Annotated in this window: 15 protein-coding genes; 9 read left to right on the top strand and 6 right to left on the bottom strand. The window is 68.4% G+C overall.

What is annotated here, in order from left to right; translation table 11 throughout:
• Positions 1-125 (top strand): DUF4166 domain-containing protein (locus tag B1991_RS16285; RefSeq protein ID WP_136259732.1); only part of this gene is annotated, 125 nt, incomplete at its 5' end.
• The gene (locus B1991_RS16280) at positions 115-531 is read left to right on the top strand and encodes a thiol-disulfide oxidoreductase DCC family protein (protein ID WP_136259731.1); all 417 of its coding nucleotides are present in this window, start codon (positions 115-117) and stop codon (positions 529-531) included. The genes B1991_RS16285 and B1991_RS16280, both read left to right, overlap by 11 nt.
• Here the strand turns inward: B1991_RS16280 and B1991_RS16275 are convergent.
• Together B1991_RS16275 and B1991_RS16270 are read right to left on the bottom strand one after the other, a co-directional pair.
• Entirely contained in the window at positions 521-1,633 is a 1,113-nt protein-coding gene (locus B1991_RS16275) for a saccharopine dehydrogenase family protein (RefSeq protein ID WP_136259730.1), read from the bottom strand. The genes B1991_RS16280 and B1991_RS16275 overlap by 11 nt on opposite strands.
• An 82-nt stretch (positions 1,634-1,715) precedes the next feature.
• Positions 1,716-2,909, bottom strand: a complete 1,194-nt coding sequence (locus B1991_RS16270) for a DesA family fatty acid desaturase (protein ID WP_136259729.1) — start codon at positions 2,907-2,909, stop codon at positions 1,716-1,718.
• 188 nt (positions 2,910-3,097) lie between these two features.
• Here B1991_RS16270 and B1991_RS16265 point away from each other — a divergent pair, with 188 nt between their 5' ends.
• The 6 genes from B1991_RS16265 (at position 3,098) to B1991_RS16240 (ending at position 8,122) form a co-directional block, all read left to right on the top strand.
• A complete protein-coding gene (locus B1991_RS16265) occupies positions 3,098-3,856 on the top strand; it encodes an ABC transporter ATP-binding protein (protein WP_136259728.1) in 759 nt (252 codons plus the stop codon).
• Positions 3,853-4,608 (top strand): ABC transporter permease, encoded by a 756-nt coding sequence (locus B1991_RS16260; protein ID WP_136259727.1) that lies wholly within the window; start codon positions 3,853-3,855, stop codon positions 4,606-4,608. The genes B1991_RS16265 and B1991_RS16260 overlap by 4 nt, the downstream gene beginning before the upstream one ends.
• Positions 4,608-5,963 carry a GldG family protein gene (locus B1991_RS16255; RefSeq protein ID WP_136259726.1) on the top strand — a complete coding sequence of 452 codons (1,356 nt, stop codon included), beginning with the start codon at positions 4,608-4,610 and terminating at the stop codon, positions 5,961-5,963. Before B1991_RS16260 ends, B1991_RS16255 begins: the two co-directional genes overlap by 1 nt.
• Before the next feature lie 3 nt (positions 5,964-5,966).
• On the top strand, positions 5,967-6,464 hold the full coding sequence (locus B1991_RS16250; RefSeq protein ID WP_136259725.1) for a hypothetical protein: 498 nt from the start codon (positions 5,967-5,969) through the stop codon (positions 6,462-6,464).
• Between the two features lie 14 nt (positions 6,465-6,478).
• A complete protein-coding gene (mutM, locus tag B1991_RS16245) occupies positions 6,479-7,306 on the top strand; it encodes a bifunctional DNA-formamidopyrimidine glycosylase/DNA-(apurinic or apyrimidinic site) lyase (RefSeq protein ID WP_136259724.1) in 828 nt (275 codons plus the stop codon).
• A gap of 216 nt (positions 7,307-7,522) precedes the next feature.
• Positions 7,523-8,122 carry a nitroreductase family protein gene (locus B1991_RS16240; protein WP_136259723.1) on the top strand — a complete coding sequence of 200 codons (600 nt, stop codon included), beginning with the start codon at positions 7,523-7,525 and terminating at the stop codon, positions 8,120-8,122.
• Between the two features lie 82 nt (positions 8,123-8,204).
• Here B1991_RS16240 and B1991_RS16235 read toward each other — a convergent pair whose 3' ends face one another.
• From B1991_RS16235 to B1991_RS16225, 3 genes are all read right to left on the bottom strand, one after another.
• The gene (locus tag B1991_RS16235) at positions 8,205-8,969 is read right to left on the bottom strand and encodes a hypothetical protein (protein ID WP_136259722.1); all 765 of its coding nucleotides are present in this window, start codon (positions 8,967-8,969) and stop codon (positions 8,205-8,207) included.
• Positions 8,970-8,991: 22 nt separating this feature from the next.
• Entirely contained in the window at positions 8,992-9,624 is a 633-nt protein-coding gene (locus tag B1991_RS16230; RefSeq protein ID WP_136259733.1) for a thymidine kinase, read from the bottom strand.
• Positions 9,625-9,744: 120 nt separating this feature from the next.
• Positions 9,745-11,076 (bottom strand): NAD(P)/FAD-dependent oxidoreductase, encoded by a 1,332-nt coding sequence (locus B1991_RS16225; RefSeq protein ID WP_136259721.1) that lies wholly within the window; start codon positions 11,074-11,076, stop codon positions 9,745-9,747.
• Positions 11,077-11,163: 87 nt separating this feature from the next.
• Here B1991_RS16225 and B1991_RS16220 point away from each other — a divergent pair, with 87 nt between their 5' ends.
• The gene (locus tag B1991_RS16220) at positions 11,164-13,146 is read left to right on the top strand and encodes a UvrD-helicase domain-containing protein (protein ID WP_136259720.1); all 1,983 of its coding nucleotides are present in this window, start codon (positions 11,164-11,166) and stop codon (positions 13,144-13,146) included.
• A gap of 48 nt (positions 13,147-13,194) precedes the next feature.
• Here the strand turns inward: B1991_RS16220 and B1991_RS16215 are convergent, their stop codons facing one another.
• Positions 13,195-15,207 (bottom strand): alpha/beta hydrolase family protein, encoded by a 2,013-nt coding sequence (locus B1991_RS16215; RefSeq protein ID WP_246031214.1) that lies wholly within the window; start codon positions 15,205-15,207, stop codon positions 13,195-13,197.
• Between the last annotated feature and the right edge of the window lie 120 nt (positions 15,208-15,327).

The raw sequence follows: 15,327 nt of genomic DNA, 5'->3' as shown, positions 1-15,327 counted from the left end.
TCAGACGGCCCAGCAGCGGCATGCGCGATGGCCGCTACCACTTCCTCGTCGACGTGCAACTGCCGCTGCTGGGCCGTCTGATCGCCTACGACGGCTGGCTGGAACCGCTGTCCGATGACGCATGAACACGCTCCACCGGTGATCGTGTTCGACGGTGTCTGCCTGCTGTGCAGCCGCTGGGTACGCTTCCTGCTGAAGCACGACCATGCCGCGCACTACCACTTCGCCGCGATGCAGTCCGACAGCGGACGCAAGCTGTTGCTGGCGCACGGACTGGACCCGCAATCGCCGCTGTCGTTCCTGCTGGTGGAAGACGGTCGCGGTTACACCGACAGCGAGGCGATCGCCCGCGTGTTGCGTGGATTGGACCGCCGCCGTTGGCACTGGCTGAGCCGCGCCATGCTGCTGGTACCGCGCGGGTTGCGCGATCCGGCCTACCGCTTCGTCGCCCGGCATCGCTACCGCATTTTCGGACAGAGCCGCCAATGCTTCGTGCCCACGCCGGAACAGCGCGCGCGTTTCATGCCGTGAGCTCTTCCACGCCGGTCTCGATCGCGAAACCGGTCAGCGCCGACAAGGCCTCGTCCAGGGTGAACAAGCCCATGCACGGCATCGCCCCGCGCGCCGGCAACGCGCCATCGGCGAGTTTGCGCGCCAGCACCACCGCGGGCGTGGCGGGAATCTGCGGACCGTCGCCGGCACCGGCATCGAGCGACCAGCGCAGGTGCAGCGCCTCGCCCTGCGGGTCGCGACCACGCAGCTCCACCACCATCCCGCCCACATCGCTGCCGGCGTCGATGAAGCGTTCGCTGAGCCGGCGCAGGCGCGGCGCGTGCCGGGCCAGATCGCCGAGCAAACCCAGCCGCACCAGCCAGGCTGCGGCCAGGGTGCCGAAGTGCAGGCGCCTGAGCTCCAGTCCGGCGCGAAACACCACCTGACGCACGCCGCGATAACGTGCCGGGAACAGCTCCAGGTCCGGCACGTCGCACAGGCCGACCCAGCGCCCGCCGAAGGCAAAGCGCTGGCGCCGGGTCGACATCCAGCCATGCCCGTGTTGCCAGCGCGCATCGCGCCACAGCCGCACCGGCCGGCCGCAGTAGCCGAGGATCGCCGCCACCGTCGCGTCGCCGCGCGGCGTGCGGTTGCCGGGGCTGATCGCGTGCTCGATGCTCTCCAGCACGGCGAAGCGCGGCAGCAGCGCGTCGACCACCGCACTGCTCAACGCCGGCAGCGTCGAGGCGCCGCTGACCAGCAGCCGGCCGGCAGTTTTCGCGCGCGCACCGAGGCAGCCGATGCCGGCGACGAAATCGCGGCCATCGGCCAGGTCGACATAATCACTGCCGCACGCCAGGCAGGCCTCGGCTACCCGGTAGTCCTGCCGCTGGAACGGGCCGGCCGCATGGATCACCAGCTGCGGTTGCGCCAAAGCCATCGCCGCAGGCAAGGCGGGTGAGGCGACATCGAGCGTCGCCACGCCGATCGATGGATCGCCCAGGCGCTCGCGCAACTGCTGCAAGCTGGCCGGATGCCGGCCGGCCAGGGTCAGCGCGAAACGTGGGTCATACGCCAACGCAGCGGCGATCCGCGAACCGAACACGCCGCCGGCTCCGATCAGCAATACGCGCAGAGCCATGCATCCCCCCTCGTCGCCTGCGCCTCAAAAACAAAGCCCGCCAACAGGCGGGCCTTGCCGGAACATGATGTCTCGCGGGCGCTCAGGCCGTGGCGACCGTATAGCCCTTGAGCCGCTGGGCGAACTCCTGCAGCGCGCGGATGCCGCTTTCCTCGGCCTCGTGGATCCACTGCTGCAGACCCTTCAGCGCCTGATCGGCACCGCGCTGTTCCATCAGCGCCGCCAGGCGGCTGCGGAACTCGACCACGGTCTTGAGCGTGGGCCGCTTGGCCAGCACGGCCTGCATGCGGTCGCGGCCTTCGTTGTCCAGCCAGCGCCCACCATCGGCGAGCGCCCGCCGCATGCGGCGGGGCATCGACTTGATGCTCTCGCCCGCGTGCTGTGCCTCGTCGCGCAGGGTCGGCACGATCACGCCGCGGTAGTAGTCGGTCATCGCCTGGAAGCGATGGGTGAGCACCGCCTTGAGCGTGTCGGCATCGGGCAGGCGCACGTTCGGGCGCACGTCCAGCGACGGCGCCACGCGCAGCACCTTGGCCAGGCCCACGGCGCGCAGGCCGCAGATCGCCGCCCAGCCGATGTCGAACTCCCACTTGCGCAGCGCGAACTTGGCCGAGCTGGGGAAGGCGTGGTGATTGTTGTGCAGCTCTTCGCCGCCGATCCAGAAACCCCACGGGATCAGGTTGCGCGCGGTATCGGCGCTCTCGAAATTGCGGTAGCCGGCCCAGTGGCCGATGCCGTTGACGAAGCCGGCGGCCCAGAACGGGATCCACACCATCTGCAGCGCCCACAGCGCCGCGCCGATCACGCCGAACAGCGCCACGCTGATCAACAGCATCAGGGTCGGGCCCCAATAGGGATGCGCGCCATAGAGCTTGTGCTCGACCCAGTCGTCCGGCGTGCCGCGACCGTACTGCACCATGTCCTGCTTGTTCTCGCAGGCATCGCGGTACAGCGACACGCCGTCCCAGAACACCTTCTTGATGCCGTAGATCATCGGGCTGTGCGGGTCTTCCTCGGTCTCCACCTTGGCGTGGTGCTTGCGATGTACCGCCACCCATTCGCGGGTGACCATGCCGGTGGTGAGCCAACCCCAGAAACGGAAAAAGTGCGCCAGCACGGGATGGAAATCCACGCCGCGGTGCGTCTGGCTGCGATGCAGATACAGCGTCACCGTGAAGATGGTGAGCTGGGTCACCACCAGCATGTAGATGGCGATCTGGCCCCAGCTCGCGTCGGCGAGGCCGTGGTTGAGAAAATCGAGTACCGCGTCAAGCATGGAAGTTACCGGATGGGGAAGGAACGGCGGGAAACGAGCGGAGTCTAGTGGGTGAAATCCCATACCCGCCAGCATGGGCAATGCATGAGCATAACAGTCTGTCAAGAGGCGGGAGTGAAACCGGTGTTGGTTGGCATCGCTCGCGATCGCCTGTTGTCTAACCATGGGGGCGCCGTAACAATCAGGCAATGACCACGATCATCCCCGCCGACCCGCCGCTCGCCCTGCAGCTGGACCACGTCGCCCGCCGCCGCGCCGGTCGTGTTGCCGTGCGCGATCTCAGCCTGAGCCTGCTCCGCGGCCAGGTGTTGGGCCTGCTCGGCGTCAACGGTGCCGGCAAGTCGACCACCTTGTCGATGATCGCCGGGGCGCTGCGACCCGACACCGGCGCCATCAAGCTGAACGGCGAGGATTTTCTGGAGCGACCGGAGCTCGCGCGCACGGGGATCGGCTGGCTGCCCGAGCGTGCGCCGCTGTGGCCGGAGCTGAACGTGATCGAACACCTGGACGCCCACGCCCGCCTGCGCGGCCTGCGCGGCGCCGCCTTGCACGCGGCGCGCAACGCGATCGTCGAGCGGCTGGAGCTGCAACCGCTGGCGCGGCGACTGGCCGGCGTGCTGTCGCAGGGCCAGCGCCAGCGGCTCGGGCTGGCCTGCGCGCTGGTGCACCGGCCTACCCTGCTGGTGCTGGACGAGCCGGCGAACGCGCTCGACCCGGTGCAGATGGCCGCGCTGCGCAGCCTCATCCGCGAACAAGCCGCCGCCGGCACGGCGGTGATCCTGTCCACCCACGTGCTGAGCGAAGTCACCGCGGTGTGCGATCGCGTGGCGATCCTGCATGAGGGCGCGCTGCAGCACGAAGGCATGGTCGAAGCCGGCGATCACGCCGCGCTGGAACGGCGCTTCTTCGAGATCGCGATGACCCCCCGCCCGGCGCAAGCCGCATGAGCATGCTGGCAGTCGCCCGCCTGGAATGGCGTCGCCTGCGGGTGCGTCCGCTGGCCTGGGTGCTGGCGGCGCTGACCCTGGCCTGGCTGGGCTGGAACTTCACCGTGCTGCTGGGCAGTTTCCTCGCCGGCCAGATCCAGCGGGCCGCCCTGCCCGACGGCCCGGGCTTCACCGACCTGGTGGCGGTGCCGCTGCTGGGGCAATTGGCGCAACTGGCGTTCCTGGTGGTGCCGCTGCTGACCATGTCGGTGATTGCCGGTGATCGCCGCAACGGCACCTTGCCGCTGCTGTTCGCCGCCGGCGTGCCGGCGTCGCGCATCGTGCTGGGCAAGTACCTCGCCCTGCTCGGCTGGCTGACGCTGTGGCTGGCGCTGACGCTGGCGATGCCGCTGGCGCTCGCGCATGCCACCGACCTGGACGGGGGCAAGCTCGCCGCCGCCGCCCTTGGCCTGGCCCTGATGCTGGCCGCGCTGGCCGCGCTGGGCCTGGCCTGCTCCAGCTTCTCCAGCCACCCGGCGATCGCCGCGGCCGCGGCGCTGATCCTTGGCCTGGCGCTGTGGAGCGTGAACCTGGGTGCGCAGATGGCCGGCATCGATGGCGGCGCGATCAACTGGCTGGCGATGAGCGCGCACGTGCAACCGCTGCTGCGCGGGCTGGTTTCCAGCGCCGACCTGCTGTGGTTCGCGCTGCTGATCGGCCTCTCGCTGGCGCTGGCCACGCGCCACCTGTCCACCGAGCGGGAGCGCGGCTGATGCGCAACATGTTCAGACGTCTGGACGGCTGGTTGTTCGCCCTGCTCTTGCTGCTGGCTTGCGCCGCCCTCGGCTACCTCGGCACGCGCCACGTCCATGTTGCCGACTGGACCGCGAACGGCCGCATCAGCCTGTCGCCGGCAAGCCGCGCGGTGCTGGCGAAACTCGACGGCCCGGTGGACATCGTCAGTTACGCCAGCCCGCAGGGCGACCTGCGCCAGACCATTGCCGGCTTCCTGCAGCGCTACCAGATGGTGAAGCGCGACATCAGCCTGCGCTTCGTCGATCCGCAACTGGATCCGGCGAAGATGCGCGAGCTGGGCATCACCGTCGACGGCGCGCTGATCCTGCATTACCAGAACCACGAGCAGCGCCTGGACGAGTTGTCCGAGCGCAGCCTGACCAATGCACTGGAACGCCTGCAGCGCGGCAACGACCGCATCGTCGCCTTCGTCACCGGCGACGACGAGCGCCGTGCCGACGGCCAGGCGAATGCCGACATGGGCACCTTCATGGCGCAGCTGGAAAGCCGCGGCATGCGCGCGGTGCCGCTCAACTTCTCGCAGGTCAACGCGGTGCCCGAGCACACCGACCTGGTGGTGCTGGCCAGCCCCACCGTACCGCTCGCGCCGGGTGCGGTACAGGCGCTGGTCGATTACGTGCAGGCCGGCGGCAACCTGCTGTGGCTCACCGAGCCGGCCAACGACGAGCTCGGCCTCAAACCACTGGCCGACGCGCTGGGCGTGCGCGTGCTGCCGGGCGTGCTGGTGGACGGCTCCGGTTCGGCGCTGGGCCTGCACGACCCGCGCATGCTCGCGCTGGGCAGCTACCCGCCGCAGGCGATCACCCGCGGCTTCCAGCTCACCACGCTGTTCCCGCAGGTATCGGCGCTGGCCGAGGTGGCGCGCACGGGCTGGGCCACGCACGCCTTCCTGCGTTCCAGCCCGCAGAGCTGGACCGAGTTCCAGCCGATCGACAACACGAAAAGCTCCGACATCCGCTTCGATGCCGATGCCGGCGAGCTGAAAGGCCCGCTGGATTTCGGCTTCGCGCTGAGCCGGTTGTCGCCCAGCCCGGACAAGAGCGAGCAGCGTGCGGTGGTGATCGGCGATGGCGATTTCCTCTCCAACACCTACCTCGGCAACGGCGGCAACCGCGCGCTGGGCGAGCGCGTGTTCAACTGGTTGCTGGGCGACGACAAGCTGGTCGACGTGCCGCCGCGCGGCGCGCCGGACCGCCTGCTGGAAATCTCGCAGGGCGAGTTGAACGTGCTGAGTTTCGGCTTCCTGTTCGGCCTGCCGCTGCTGTTGCTGCTGATCGGCGGCGCCATCGTGTGGCGCCGGCGGCGGCGCTGAGCGATGAAGCGCGCCACCCGGCAACGAAGCCTGCTGTTCGCCGCCGTGGCGGTGCTGCTGGCGCTGGCGCTGTGGCAATGGCAGCACGACGCCAGCCGCGCGAACGGCGAGCTGACCACGCTCGATCCGGCGGCGATCAGCCACATCAGCCTCGCCCTGCCCGGCGCCGCCACGCTGCACTACGAGAAGCGCGGCGACGGCCACTGGTGGCGTACCGACGGCACGGCGCACCGGGCGGCCGACGACGACCGCCTGCGCGACCTGGCCGACATTGCCGGCGCGCGCGTGCTGGGCTGGCGCCCGCTGGCCGATTTCGAACCGGCGAAGATCGGCCTGGCGCCGCCGCACGCGACATTGACTCTGGACGGCCAGACGCTGGCCTTCGGCATCAATGCGGTGCCCGGGCCGCAACGCTATGTGCGCGTCGGCGAGCGCGTGGCGCTGGTGTCCGCGCGCTACATGCCACGCTCGCCGGAAATCCGCACCACCGAACTGCACTGAAGCGGCAAACTGTCGTGCCCGAACTGCCCGAAGTCGAAACCACCCGTCGCGGCATCGCGCCGTACCTGATCGGCCGTCGCGTCAGCGGCGTCACCCTGCGCCGCCCCGACCTGCGCTGGCCGATTCCGCCCGAGATCGGCGAGCTGCTGCCCGGGCAGCGCATCGACGCGGTGGAACGCCGCGCGAAATACCTGTTGCTGCACACCGCCGCCGGCAGCGCGCTGCTGCACCTGGGCATGACCGGCGTGCTGCGCGTGCTGCCGCCGGACGCGCCGGTGGGCAAGCACGACCATGTCGACATCGCGCTGGAACGTAGCGCCGCGCAGGCGCCGCGCATCCTGCGCTTCACCGATCCGCGCCGCTTCGGCTGCCTGCTGTGGCAAGCGCCGGGCACCACCCACGAACTGCTGGCCAACCTCGGCCCCGAACCGCTGACCGACGCCTTCGACGGCGACCTGATGTGGCGCCGCTCGCGCGGGCGCACGGCGGCGGTGAAGCTGTTCCTGATGGACAACGCGATCGTGGTCGGCGTGGGCAACATCTACGCCAGCGAGGCGCTGTTCCGCGCCGGCATCGACCCGCGCCGCGCCGCGGGCAGCGTGTCGCGGGCGCGCTATGCGCGATTGGCGACGGAAGTGAAGCAGTTGCTGGCGTGGGCGATCGAACGCGGCGGCACCACCCTGCGCGACTTCCTCAACCCCGACGGCGCACCGGGCTATTTCTTTCGCGAGCTGATGGTCTACGGCCGCACCGGCGAACCCTGCCGGGTCTGCGGCACAACCATCCGTCAGGCCGTGCTGGGCCAGCGCTCGACGTTCTGGTGCCCGCGCTGCCAGTGCTGAAGGCGCGGGCAGGCAACACCCCCGGCTCTCCCGCCCGGCCTGCGACGGCAGGCCCGTCATCGTTTCCCTTTGGAAACAGAGTTATCACGAATTGCCGGCTACCCAACCCTGGTATCGCCTCTAAAATGGCCGCCTGTAACGCAGAAACCGTGGGGCTCACCAGACCCCCACTGTTTCGCAAAGCGTATAGATCCCACGCCTTTCGGAGGAACCTCCATGAACAGCACCATCATCGAATCGCTCAAGAAGCGCCGCACCCAGTACGCGCTGGGTCGCAACGTGGCGCTGGACAAGGACGCCCTCACCACCCTGGTCAAGGATGCGATCAAGCACACGCCGTCGTCGTTCAACTCGCAGAGTTCGCGCGCGGTGATCCTGTTCGGCGAGCAGAGCGAGCAGTTCTGGGAGCTGACCAAGCAGGAACTGAAGAAGATCGTGCCGGCCGAGGCGTTCGCCCCCACCGCCGCCAAGCTGGACAGCTTCGCCGCCGGCATCGGCACCGTGCTGTTCTACGAGGACCAGTCGGTGGTGAAGGGCCTGCAGGAGCAGTTCGCCCTGTACGCGGACAACTTCCCGGTATGGTCCGAGCAGAGCAGCGGCATGGCCCAGTTCGCCGTGTGGCTGGCGCTGACCGAGGCCGGCGTGGGCGCCAGCCTGCAGCACTACAACCCGGTGACGGACGAGGCGACCCGCCAGGAATGGAACGTGCCGGCGACGTGGAAGCTGCGTGCGCAGATGCCGTTCGGTTCCCACGAAGGTGGCTTCGGCGAGAAGGCGTTCATGGACGACGCGCAGCGCTTCATCACGGTGGGTTGAATCGGCCGGCACGCTTCACGCGCGCCTTGCCAGGCGAAGCCGGCACCTGGTGCCGGCTTCGCCGTTTGCGCGGTTCACGCCATCAGCTCCAGCGAAGTTCGATCCAGGTGTTGTTGAACGGCGGTTCGTCCATGCCGCCGCCGAGTTTCGCAACCATGCCGGCGGGAATGCCCTCGCCTTCGAGCACCTGCCCGTCGGTGAAATGCGCACCCAGCGCCTGCAACTCGGCCATCTGTTCGCACAGCGCGCCGGCGCGATCGACGGCGGCGTCGGGCACGTCGCGGATGCTGATGTCCGGGCGGCCGAACTTGCGCATGCCGCGCGTGCGCACCCAAAAGCGCCCCGGTGCCGTCTCGCCATCGCACAGGATCAGCAGGTGGTGGCGGATCGGCGCACCATCGCGGATCAGGTAGTGGCGGCGCCAGGCATCGGCATCGAGCAGGCTGAGGATCTGCGGATCGAGGACAGCCACGCCGCCGATATCGAGCATGCCCGCCAGCACGCCCAGGGTGTCGCGCAGGTAGCCGGTGGCCGGACTGTCCGCCAGCATGCCGCGCACCACCATCACCTCCGGCGCATCGAACGCACGCTGGAAAGCCTGCGGCGCATCGGCCTTGTACATGCGCCCCATCGCGCCCTTCAGCGGATAACCGTCCCAGCTGCGCAAATCGGCGTGGCGATGATTGGTCGCGGTGAGCCCTGCCGGCAGGCCCGGGCTGCCGTAATCCTGCGAGGGCACGCGCACGGCTTCGAATTGCCCGAACACGTAGAACTGCAGCACGATCGTCTCCTCGCTCGGCTGCCAGTGCGGGCGTTGCCAGGCGGGGATGGGAAACGGGTGGCTCATGGTCATCCTTGCAATGGGGGATTCAGCGCTCGTCGTCCAGCGGCAACACCGTCTGCTGCAGCTCGATGCGACCGCGGCCTTCGCTGATCTTCTTGAACTCGGCGCGACTCACCGAGACATAGCGCTCGTTGCCACCGATCTCGACCTGCGGCCCCTCGGTGACCGCCCGGCCCTGCTCATCCACGCGCACCACCATGGTGGCCTTGCGTCCGGTGTGGCAGATCGTCTTGATCTCCTGCAGCTCGTCGGCCCAGGCCAGCAGGTGGCGACTGCCCTCGAACAGCTCGCCGCGGAAGTCCGTGCGCAGGCCGTAGGCCAGCACGGGAATATGCAGGCGATCGACGACATCGCTGATCTGCCATACCTGCGCCTTGCCGAGAAACTGCGCCTCGTCGACGAACACGCAATGCAGCGGCCCGCGCGCGGCGATGTCGGCCTCGACCAGCGCGTACAGATCCTCGTCGCCGGCGAAGCGCCTCGCGTTCGCCTTCAGCCCGATGCGCGAAGCGACCACGCCCTCGCCGAAACGGTTGTCCAGCGCCGGCGTGAGGATCAGCGTGCGCATGCCGCGCTCGTGATAGTTGTACGCGCTCTGCAGCAGCGTGGTGGTCTTGCCGGCGTTCATCGCCGAGTAATAGAAATAGAGCTTGGCCATGGGGAGCTTGTTCAAGTCGTGACCCCGCATGGTAGCGCGGACATCGCCATGCGCAGGAGCGCACCCTGTCGCAATGCTCCTGGTTGGCGTGACGAGGAACTCGCGCACATCCTGCAACGGTCAGGATTTGTCCAAAGGCGTGTTGCCGCCGGTGAACTCGGCCCGCGCCTGGGCCAGGCGATACTTGTGTTCGGCGCGGCTGCGGCGCCAGTCGCGCAGCATGCAAATCAGGTAGACCAGCTTGAACAGGCGCAACTTGCGCAGCACGACGGGTGTGTCGAACAGGTCGCCGGCGAGCATCGAGATCACGCCCTGCTCCAGCTGCCAGGTGTTGCGCGGCTGGCGAAACATCTGCTGCATCACCGGGCCGTTGAAGCGGTAGATGAAGAACGAGAAGCGCGCCATGCCGGCGCGCTGGCGCCGCTCCAGTTTGCGCAGCAGGGAGGCTTCGCGCGCCGGCTCGCGCAGCGCCCGGTCGACCACCGCCGCAGCCTGCTCCGCGCCGCTCATCGCCAGGTACACGCCTGAGGAAAACACCGGATCGAGGAAGGCGAACGCGTCACCGACCAGCACCCAGCCCGGCCCGCCCATGCGGGTCGAGTCGTACGAGTAATTGCCGGTGACGCGTACCTCGTTGTCGATCAGCTCGGCGTGCTGCACGCGCGCCCACAGCGCCGGGCTCAGCTTCAGCGTGTCGAGCAGAAACTCCACCGTGCGACCCTTGCGCTGCTTGAGGTAATCCGGCCGGCACACCGCACCCACGCTCATCACGCCATTGGGCAACGGGATCATCCACATCCAGCCGTGCGCGAAGCTGTAGATGCTGATGTTGCCTTCGTCCTCGCCCGCGCGCCGCGCCGCGGCGCGGAAGTGGCCGAAGATCGCCGCGCTCTGGTGCTGGTCGTTCTTGCGGCGCAACTTCTTCTTCGTCGACAGCAGCGCGTCGCGGCCGCTGGCATCCACCACGTAGCGCGCCTGGATCGCGTAGGTGCGACCGTCATCGGTCTTCACGTCCAGCCAGCCCTCGCGGGCACCGCGCTGCTCGACCTGCACCACCTCGTGGCCCTCGCGCGCATCGGCACCCGATGCGCGCGCGTGCTCGTAGAGCATCTTGTCGAAATCCTGCCGCCACACCTGGTACGCATGCGGCGGGCTCTGCCCGATCGCGCGGGCGAACGCGTAGGTGTTGTAGCCGCGCGCGTTGTCCGCCTCGAAATCCGCGCCGGGCTTGAACACGCCGAGCTCGCGCACCTTGTCCAGCACGCCGAGCCGCTCGAACACCGGCAGGTTCATCGGCAACAGCGATTCGCCGATATGGAAGCGCGGATGGCGCGCCTTCTCCAGCGCGATCACCTTGTAGCCACGCCTCGCCAGCAGCGCCGCCGCGGTGCTGCCGCCGGGACCACCGCCGATCACGGCCACGTCGCATTGCTCGACTTCCTGTTCCGCCATGCCGCACCCCCCCTCACCGCAGTGCATCAATTATGGCCCAGAGCCGCTCTGCTACCATCGACCGCCGCCCCACGTCCCGCACGATCCATGCTCAACCCTCAACAACTGGCCGCCGTCGAACACTGCGAGGGGCCACTGCTGGTGCTGGCCGGCGCCGGCTCCGGCAAGACCAGCGTGATCACGCAGAAGATCGCGTACCTGATCCAGCGGCGAAAGCTCAACCCGTCGAAAATCGCCGCGATCACCTTCACCAACAAGGCGGCGCGCGAGATGCGCGAGCGCGTGGCGAAGCTGGTGTCCAGCGAGGATGCGGCCGCCCTCACCGTGAGCACCTTCCACGCGCTGGGGCTGAAGTTCCTGCAGATCGAGCACGCGCGCGCCGGGTTGCGCCGCGGTTTCTCGGTGCTGGATGCGGACGACAGCGGCGGCATCGTCAAGGAGCTGGCGCCCAAGGGCGTCAAGCCCGACGTGCTGTTCGGCCTGCGCAACCTGCTCAGCCGCGCGAAGAACGGCGGGCTGTCGCCGGAAGAGGCGCTGGCCGCCGCGCGCAGTCCGCGCGAGCTGGAAGCGGCGACGATCTATGACCTGTACCAGCAGCGCCTGGCCGCGTTCAACGCGGTGGATTTCGACGACCTGATCCGGCTGCCGCTGCGCATCCTGGAATCGGACGCCGAATGCCGCGACGCCTGGCGCGAGCGCCTGCGCTACCTGCTGGTGGACGAGTACCAGGACACCAATGACGCGCAATACCGCCTGCTGAAGGCACTCACCGGCGAGCGCGGCGGGATCACCTGCGTGGGCGACGACGACCAGTCGATCTATGCCTGGCGCGGCGCCAATCCCGAGAACATCGACCAGCTCGGCCGCGACTGGCCGAACCTGCGCGTGATCAAGCTGGAACAGAACTACCGCTGCGGCAAGCGCATCCTGCGTGCGGCCAACGGCCTGATCGCGCACAACCCGCACCTGCACGAAAAGAAGCTGTGGAGCGAGCACCCGGAAGGTGCGCCGATCCGCGTGTTGGAATGCAAGGAGGCCGAGCACGAGGCCGAGCGCGTCGCCGCCATCGCCACCACACTGGCGGAGAAGCACAAGGCACGCTGGGACGACATGGCGATCCTGTACCGCGGCAACTTCCAGGCGCGGCCGCTGGAGAAGGCGCTGCGCCTGGCGCGCATCCCGTACCACCTCACCGGCGCGCTCTCCTTCCTCGACCGCGCCGAGGTGAAGGACATCCTGTGCTACCTGCGCCTGCTGACCAACCCCAGCGACGACGCCGCGTTCCTGCGCGTGGTGAACGTGCCGAAGCGCGAGATCGGCTCCACCACGCTGGAGAAGCTCGGCCAGCTTGCGCAATCGCGCCACTGCTCGCTGCTGGAGGCCAGCCGCAGCGACGGCGTGCTGCGCCAGCTCACCCCGCGCCCCGCCGCGGCACTGGCCGGGTTCTCCGACCTGCTCGACGAACTGCGCAGCGCCTCGCTGCACGAGAGCGCGGCCGACCTGGTCGAACGCATCCTCAAGCGCACCGGCTACGCCGCGCAGATCGCCGCCGGCACGCCTGACGCCAGCGTGCGCGAGCGCAAGCTGGGCAACCTGAAGGAACTGGCCGACTGGTTCCGCGCCATGCAGAAGGGCGGCAACTCCGCCGGCGACCTCGCCTCGCAGCTGGCTCTGCTCAGCCACGCCGACCGCGACGAGCCGGGCAACGCGGTGCGCATGATGACCCTGCACGCGGCCAAGGGGCTGGAGTTCCGCTTCGTCTTCATCGTCGGCTGCGAAGACGGCACGCTGCCGCACGAAGGCGCGCTCGACGAGGGCCGCGTCGACGAGGAGCGCCGGCTGATGTACGTCGGCATCACCCGCGCCAAGGAGTGGCTGACCCTGTCCTGGTGCGCGCAGACCAAGCGCTACGGCGAGATCCACCGCAACCAGCCCAGCCGCTTCCTGCACGAGCTGCCGCAGGACGACCTGCACTGGCAGGGCAAGGACCCGGAGGCGGACAAGGAAGTGACCCGGGAAACCGCCGAGTCGCACATGGCGAAGATCCAGGCGATGCTGGCCGGCGGCTGAGCCGTCGATGACGGCGCCACCCGCAAGGATGGCGCCGTCCGATTTCCGCTACTGGCGAGCCAGGCCGCAGTCCTTGGCCAGGAAATTCTCGATCAGCCTGAGCGTCTCGCGCTGCTGGCTGGGATACCACGGCATGCTGTGCGGCATGTTCGCGATCGAGTGGTACTGGGCCGGGACCTTGTCCTTGACCGCCTCGTAGAACGGGCGCGCGTGGATGGCCGGCGGCGTCCGCACGTCACGGTCGCCATCGAACAGCATGATCGGCAGGTGCGCCTTGTCGGCGTTGTTCATCGGGTCCATGCCCTTGACCGTCTTGCCCTGCAGGATGCGTTGGAGGCGGCTGTCGCTCCACGAGGTGTTGAGCCGGCCCAGGTCGGCCACCGGCGCGCCCGCAATGGCGCACTGGTAGGGCGAGGGCGAGCGCACGGTCGCTGCCACCGCGGCAAAGCCGCCATAGGAGTAACCGAAGATGGCGATGTCGCCCTTGCTGGTGATGCCTTGCGAAACCAGCCATGCCGCGCCGTCATCGAGGTCGTCGGACATCTTCAGGCCCCACTGGGCATCGCCCGCGAGCCAGAGTTCGCGACCCAGCCCTTGCGAGCCGCGATACTGCGGGCGCAGTACCGCGTAGCCGCGCGAGGTGAGCATCGGCACCCAGCCGCTGGCATCCCAGCCGGTGTAATCGCGGGCCCAGGGGCCGCCGTGGGGCATGATGATCGCCGGCGCGGGCGCGTCACCGTTCTTCCAGCCTGCCGGCAGATCCAGGATCGCGGGGATCTCCAGCCCGTCGCGCGCCTTGTAGGAAACCCAGCGCTCCTCCCCGGTCATGCCGGGCTTGAGCCAGGGGCGGGTGCTGCCCAGCGTCTTGACCTGTTTCCTGTCCAGCAGCAAGTGGTAGGCCGCCGGGGTACTCGCGTTCTCGGTGGTGAACAGCACCTTTGAGAAATCGTTCGTATAGCTGGAGATATGCACCTGCTGGTCGGGGAACACCTTGGCGAGGCTGGCCTGGATGCCCTTGAGGGTCGGATCGACATAGATGGTCTGCGGATAGGGGCCGCCGATGACGAAGCCCACCACCTGGTTGAAGTTCTCCGGCCGCTTGCTGAACAGCAGGCCCATGATGGAGTAATCCTTGTCGGCCACCGCGGGTTCCGCATCGAACTTGTGCGTGACCGCGTCGTACAGGCGCACCTGCACCTTGTCCGAGAACTGGTCGGTCAGCACGTAGTACTTGCCGGTGGCGTCGTCCACGCCGACCACGTCCATCTCGTGCCGCTTGGAGAGCTTCGTCGTCAGCGGGGCCTCCACCTCGAACTGCCCGCTTTTCGGGTTGAGGATCAGGAAACGCTGCTCGTAGTCGCCTCCCACCGGTTCGATCTCCGCCTTGACCAGCACCTTGCCGGTACGGGAGTCGAACAACGCAGGCGTGGTGCGTGTGCTGCCGTTGAACAGCAACTCCACATCGCCCGTCTTGAGGTTGTAGCGATAGTAATTGGTCATCAGGCTCACGCCGCTCAGCCGCCGGATGATCACGTTGTCCGGGTCCAGCGGCAGCATGTCGACCAGCGACGCCGTACCGGCCAGCTCCAGGCAGACATCCGTGTTGCGGCTGCCCAGGCGGACCGACTTGCGCTCGAAGGCCTCATCGAACTTCTTCTGCGCGGCGCCGGTCAGGTAGGTCTTGGTCACGAAGGTCTTGGTGGCGCCCACCACCTTGCCCTCGCCGCAGCCGCCCAGCTGGCCGGTCCATTCCTGGCGGGCGATGGCGAGAATCTTGTCGGACTTCAGGGCGAACGCCCCGATGAACTTCATGTGGTCGCCCGACGGGGTGACCACCTTCGGCGCGGCGGTCAGGGCGTTCAGGTCCCACGTCGCCAGTGCCGTCTCGTCCTTGTTGGTGGGTGAAGGGATCAGGCCGACCAGGTGCTTGCCGTCCGGACTCATGCTCACCGACTGCAGCGCGGGTTCGCGGGCCAGATCCTCGATGGCAATGGGCGCGGAGGCGTGCGCGAGATTTCCACCGAGGGCCGTCGCCAGCAATCCGCAAAGCAAAGACCGCATGTATGCGCGTCGCATGTCTGTCTACTCCATGTGCATTCGGTTCCCGCCATCTCCGCGATGCACGCCTGCCCGCGGAGGGCTGCGCAACCGCGATGGAAACACGGGTCCGTGGGACGGGCC

Origin of the sequence: Rhodanobacter lindaniclasticus, assembly GCF_004799035.1 — a bacterium.
Classification (GTDB): Bacteria; Pseudomonadota; Gammaproteobacteria; order Xanthomonadales; family Rhodanobacteraceae; genus Rhodanobacter; species Rhodanobacter lindaniclasticus.
The sequence above is the reverse complement of the archived record's forward strand: the minus strand, read 5'-3'. Positions and strand labels throughout refer to the sequence as shown.

Bases quoted from the DNA above. Each gene is read 5' to 3' on its own strand.
- B1991_RS16270 (WP_136259729.1), bottom strand. From the start codon at position 2,909: ATGCTTGACGCGGTACTCGATTTTCTCAACCACGGCCTCGCCGACGCG.
- B1991_RS16275 (WP_136259730.1), bottom strand. From the start codon at position 1,633: ATGGCTCTGCGCGTATTGCTGATCGGAGCCGGCGGCGTGTTCGGTTCG.
- B1991_RS16220 (WP_136259720.1), top strand. From the start codon at position 11,164: ATGCTCAACCCTCAACAACTGGCCGCCGTCGAACACTGCGAGGGGCCA.
- B1991_RS16225 (WP_136259721.1), bottom strand. From the start codon at position 11,076: ATGGCGGAACAGGAAGTCGAGCAATGCGACGTGGCCGTGATCGGCGGT.
- B1991_RS16250 (WP_136259725.1), top strand. From the start codon at position 5,967: ATGAAGCGCGCCACCCGGCAACGAAGCCTGCTGTTCGCCGCCGTGGCG.
- B1991_RS16235 (WP_136259722.1), bottom strand. From the start codon at position 8,969: ATGAGCCACCCGTTTCCCATCCCCGCCTGGCAACGCCCGCACTGGCAG.
- B1991_RS16260 (WP_136259727.1), top strand. From the start codon at position 3,853: ATGAGCATGCTGGCAGTCGCCCGCCTGGAATGGCGTCGCCTGCGGGTG.
- B1991_RS16240 (WP_136259723.1), top strand. From the start codon at position 7,523: ATGAACAGCACCATCATCGAATCGCTCAAGAAGCGCCGCACCCAGTAC.
- B1991_RS16230 (WP_136259733.1), bottom strand. From the start codon at position 9,624: ATGGCCAAGCTCTATTTCTATTACTCGGCGATGAACGCCGGCAAGACC.
- B1991_RS16280 (WP_136259731.1), top strand. From the start codon at position 115: ATGACGCATGAACACGCTCCACCGGTGATCGTGTTCGACGGTGTCTGC.
- B1991_RS16215 (WP_246031214.1), bottom strand. From the start codon at position 15,207: ATGCGGTCTTTGCTTTGCGGATTGCTGGCGACGGCCCTCGGTGGAAAT.
- B1991_RS16255 (WP_136259726.1), top strand. From the start codon at position 4,608: ATGCGCAACATGTTCAGACGTCTGGACGGCTGGTTGTTCGCCCTGCTC.
- B1991_RS16265 (WP_136259728.1), top strand. From the start codon at position 3,098: ATGACCACGATCATCCCCGCCGACCCGCCGCTCGCCCTGCAGCTGGAC.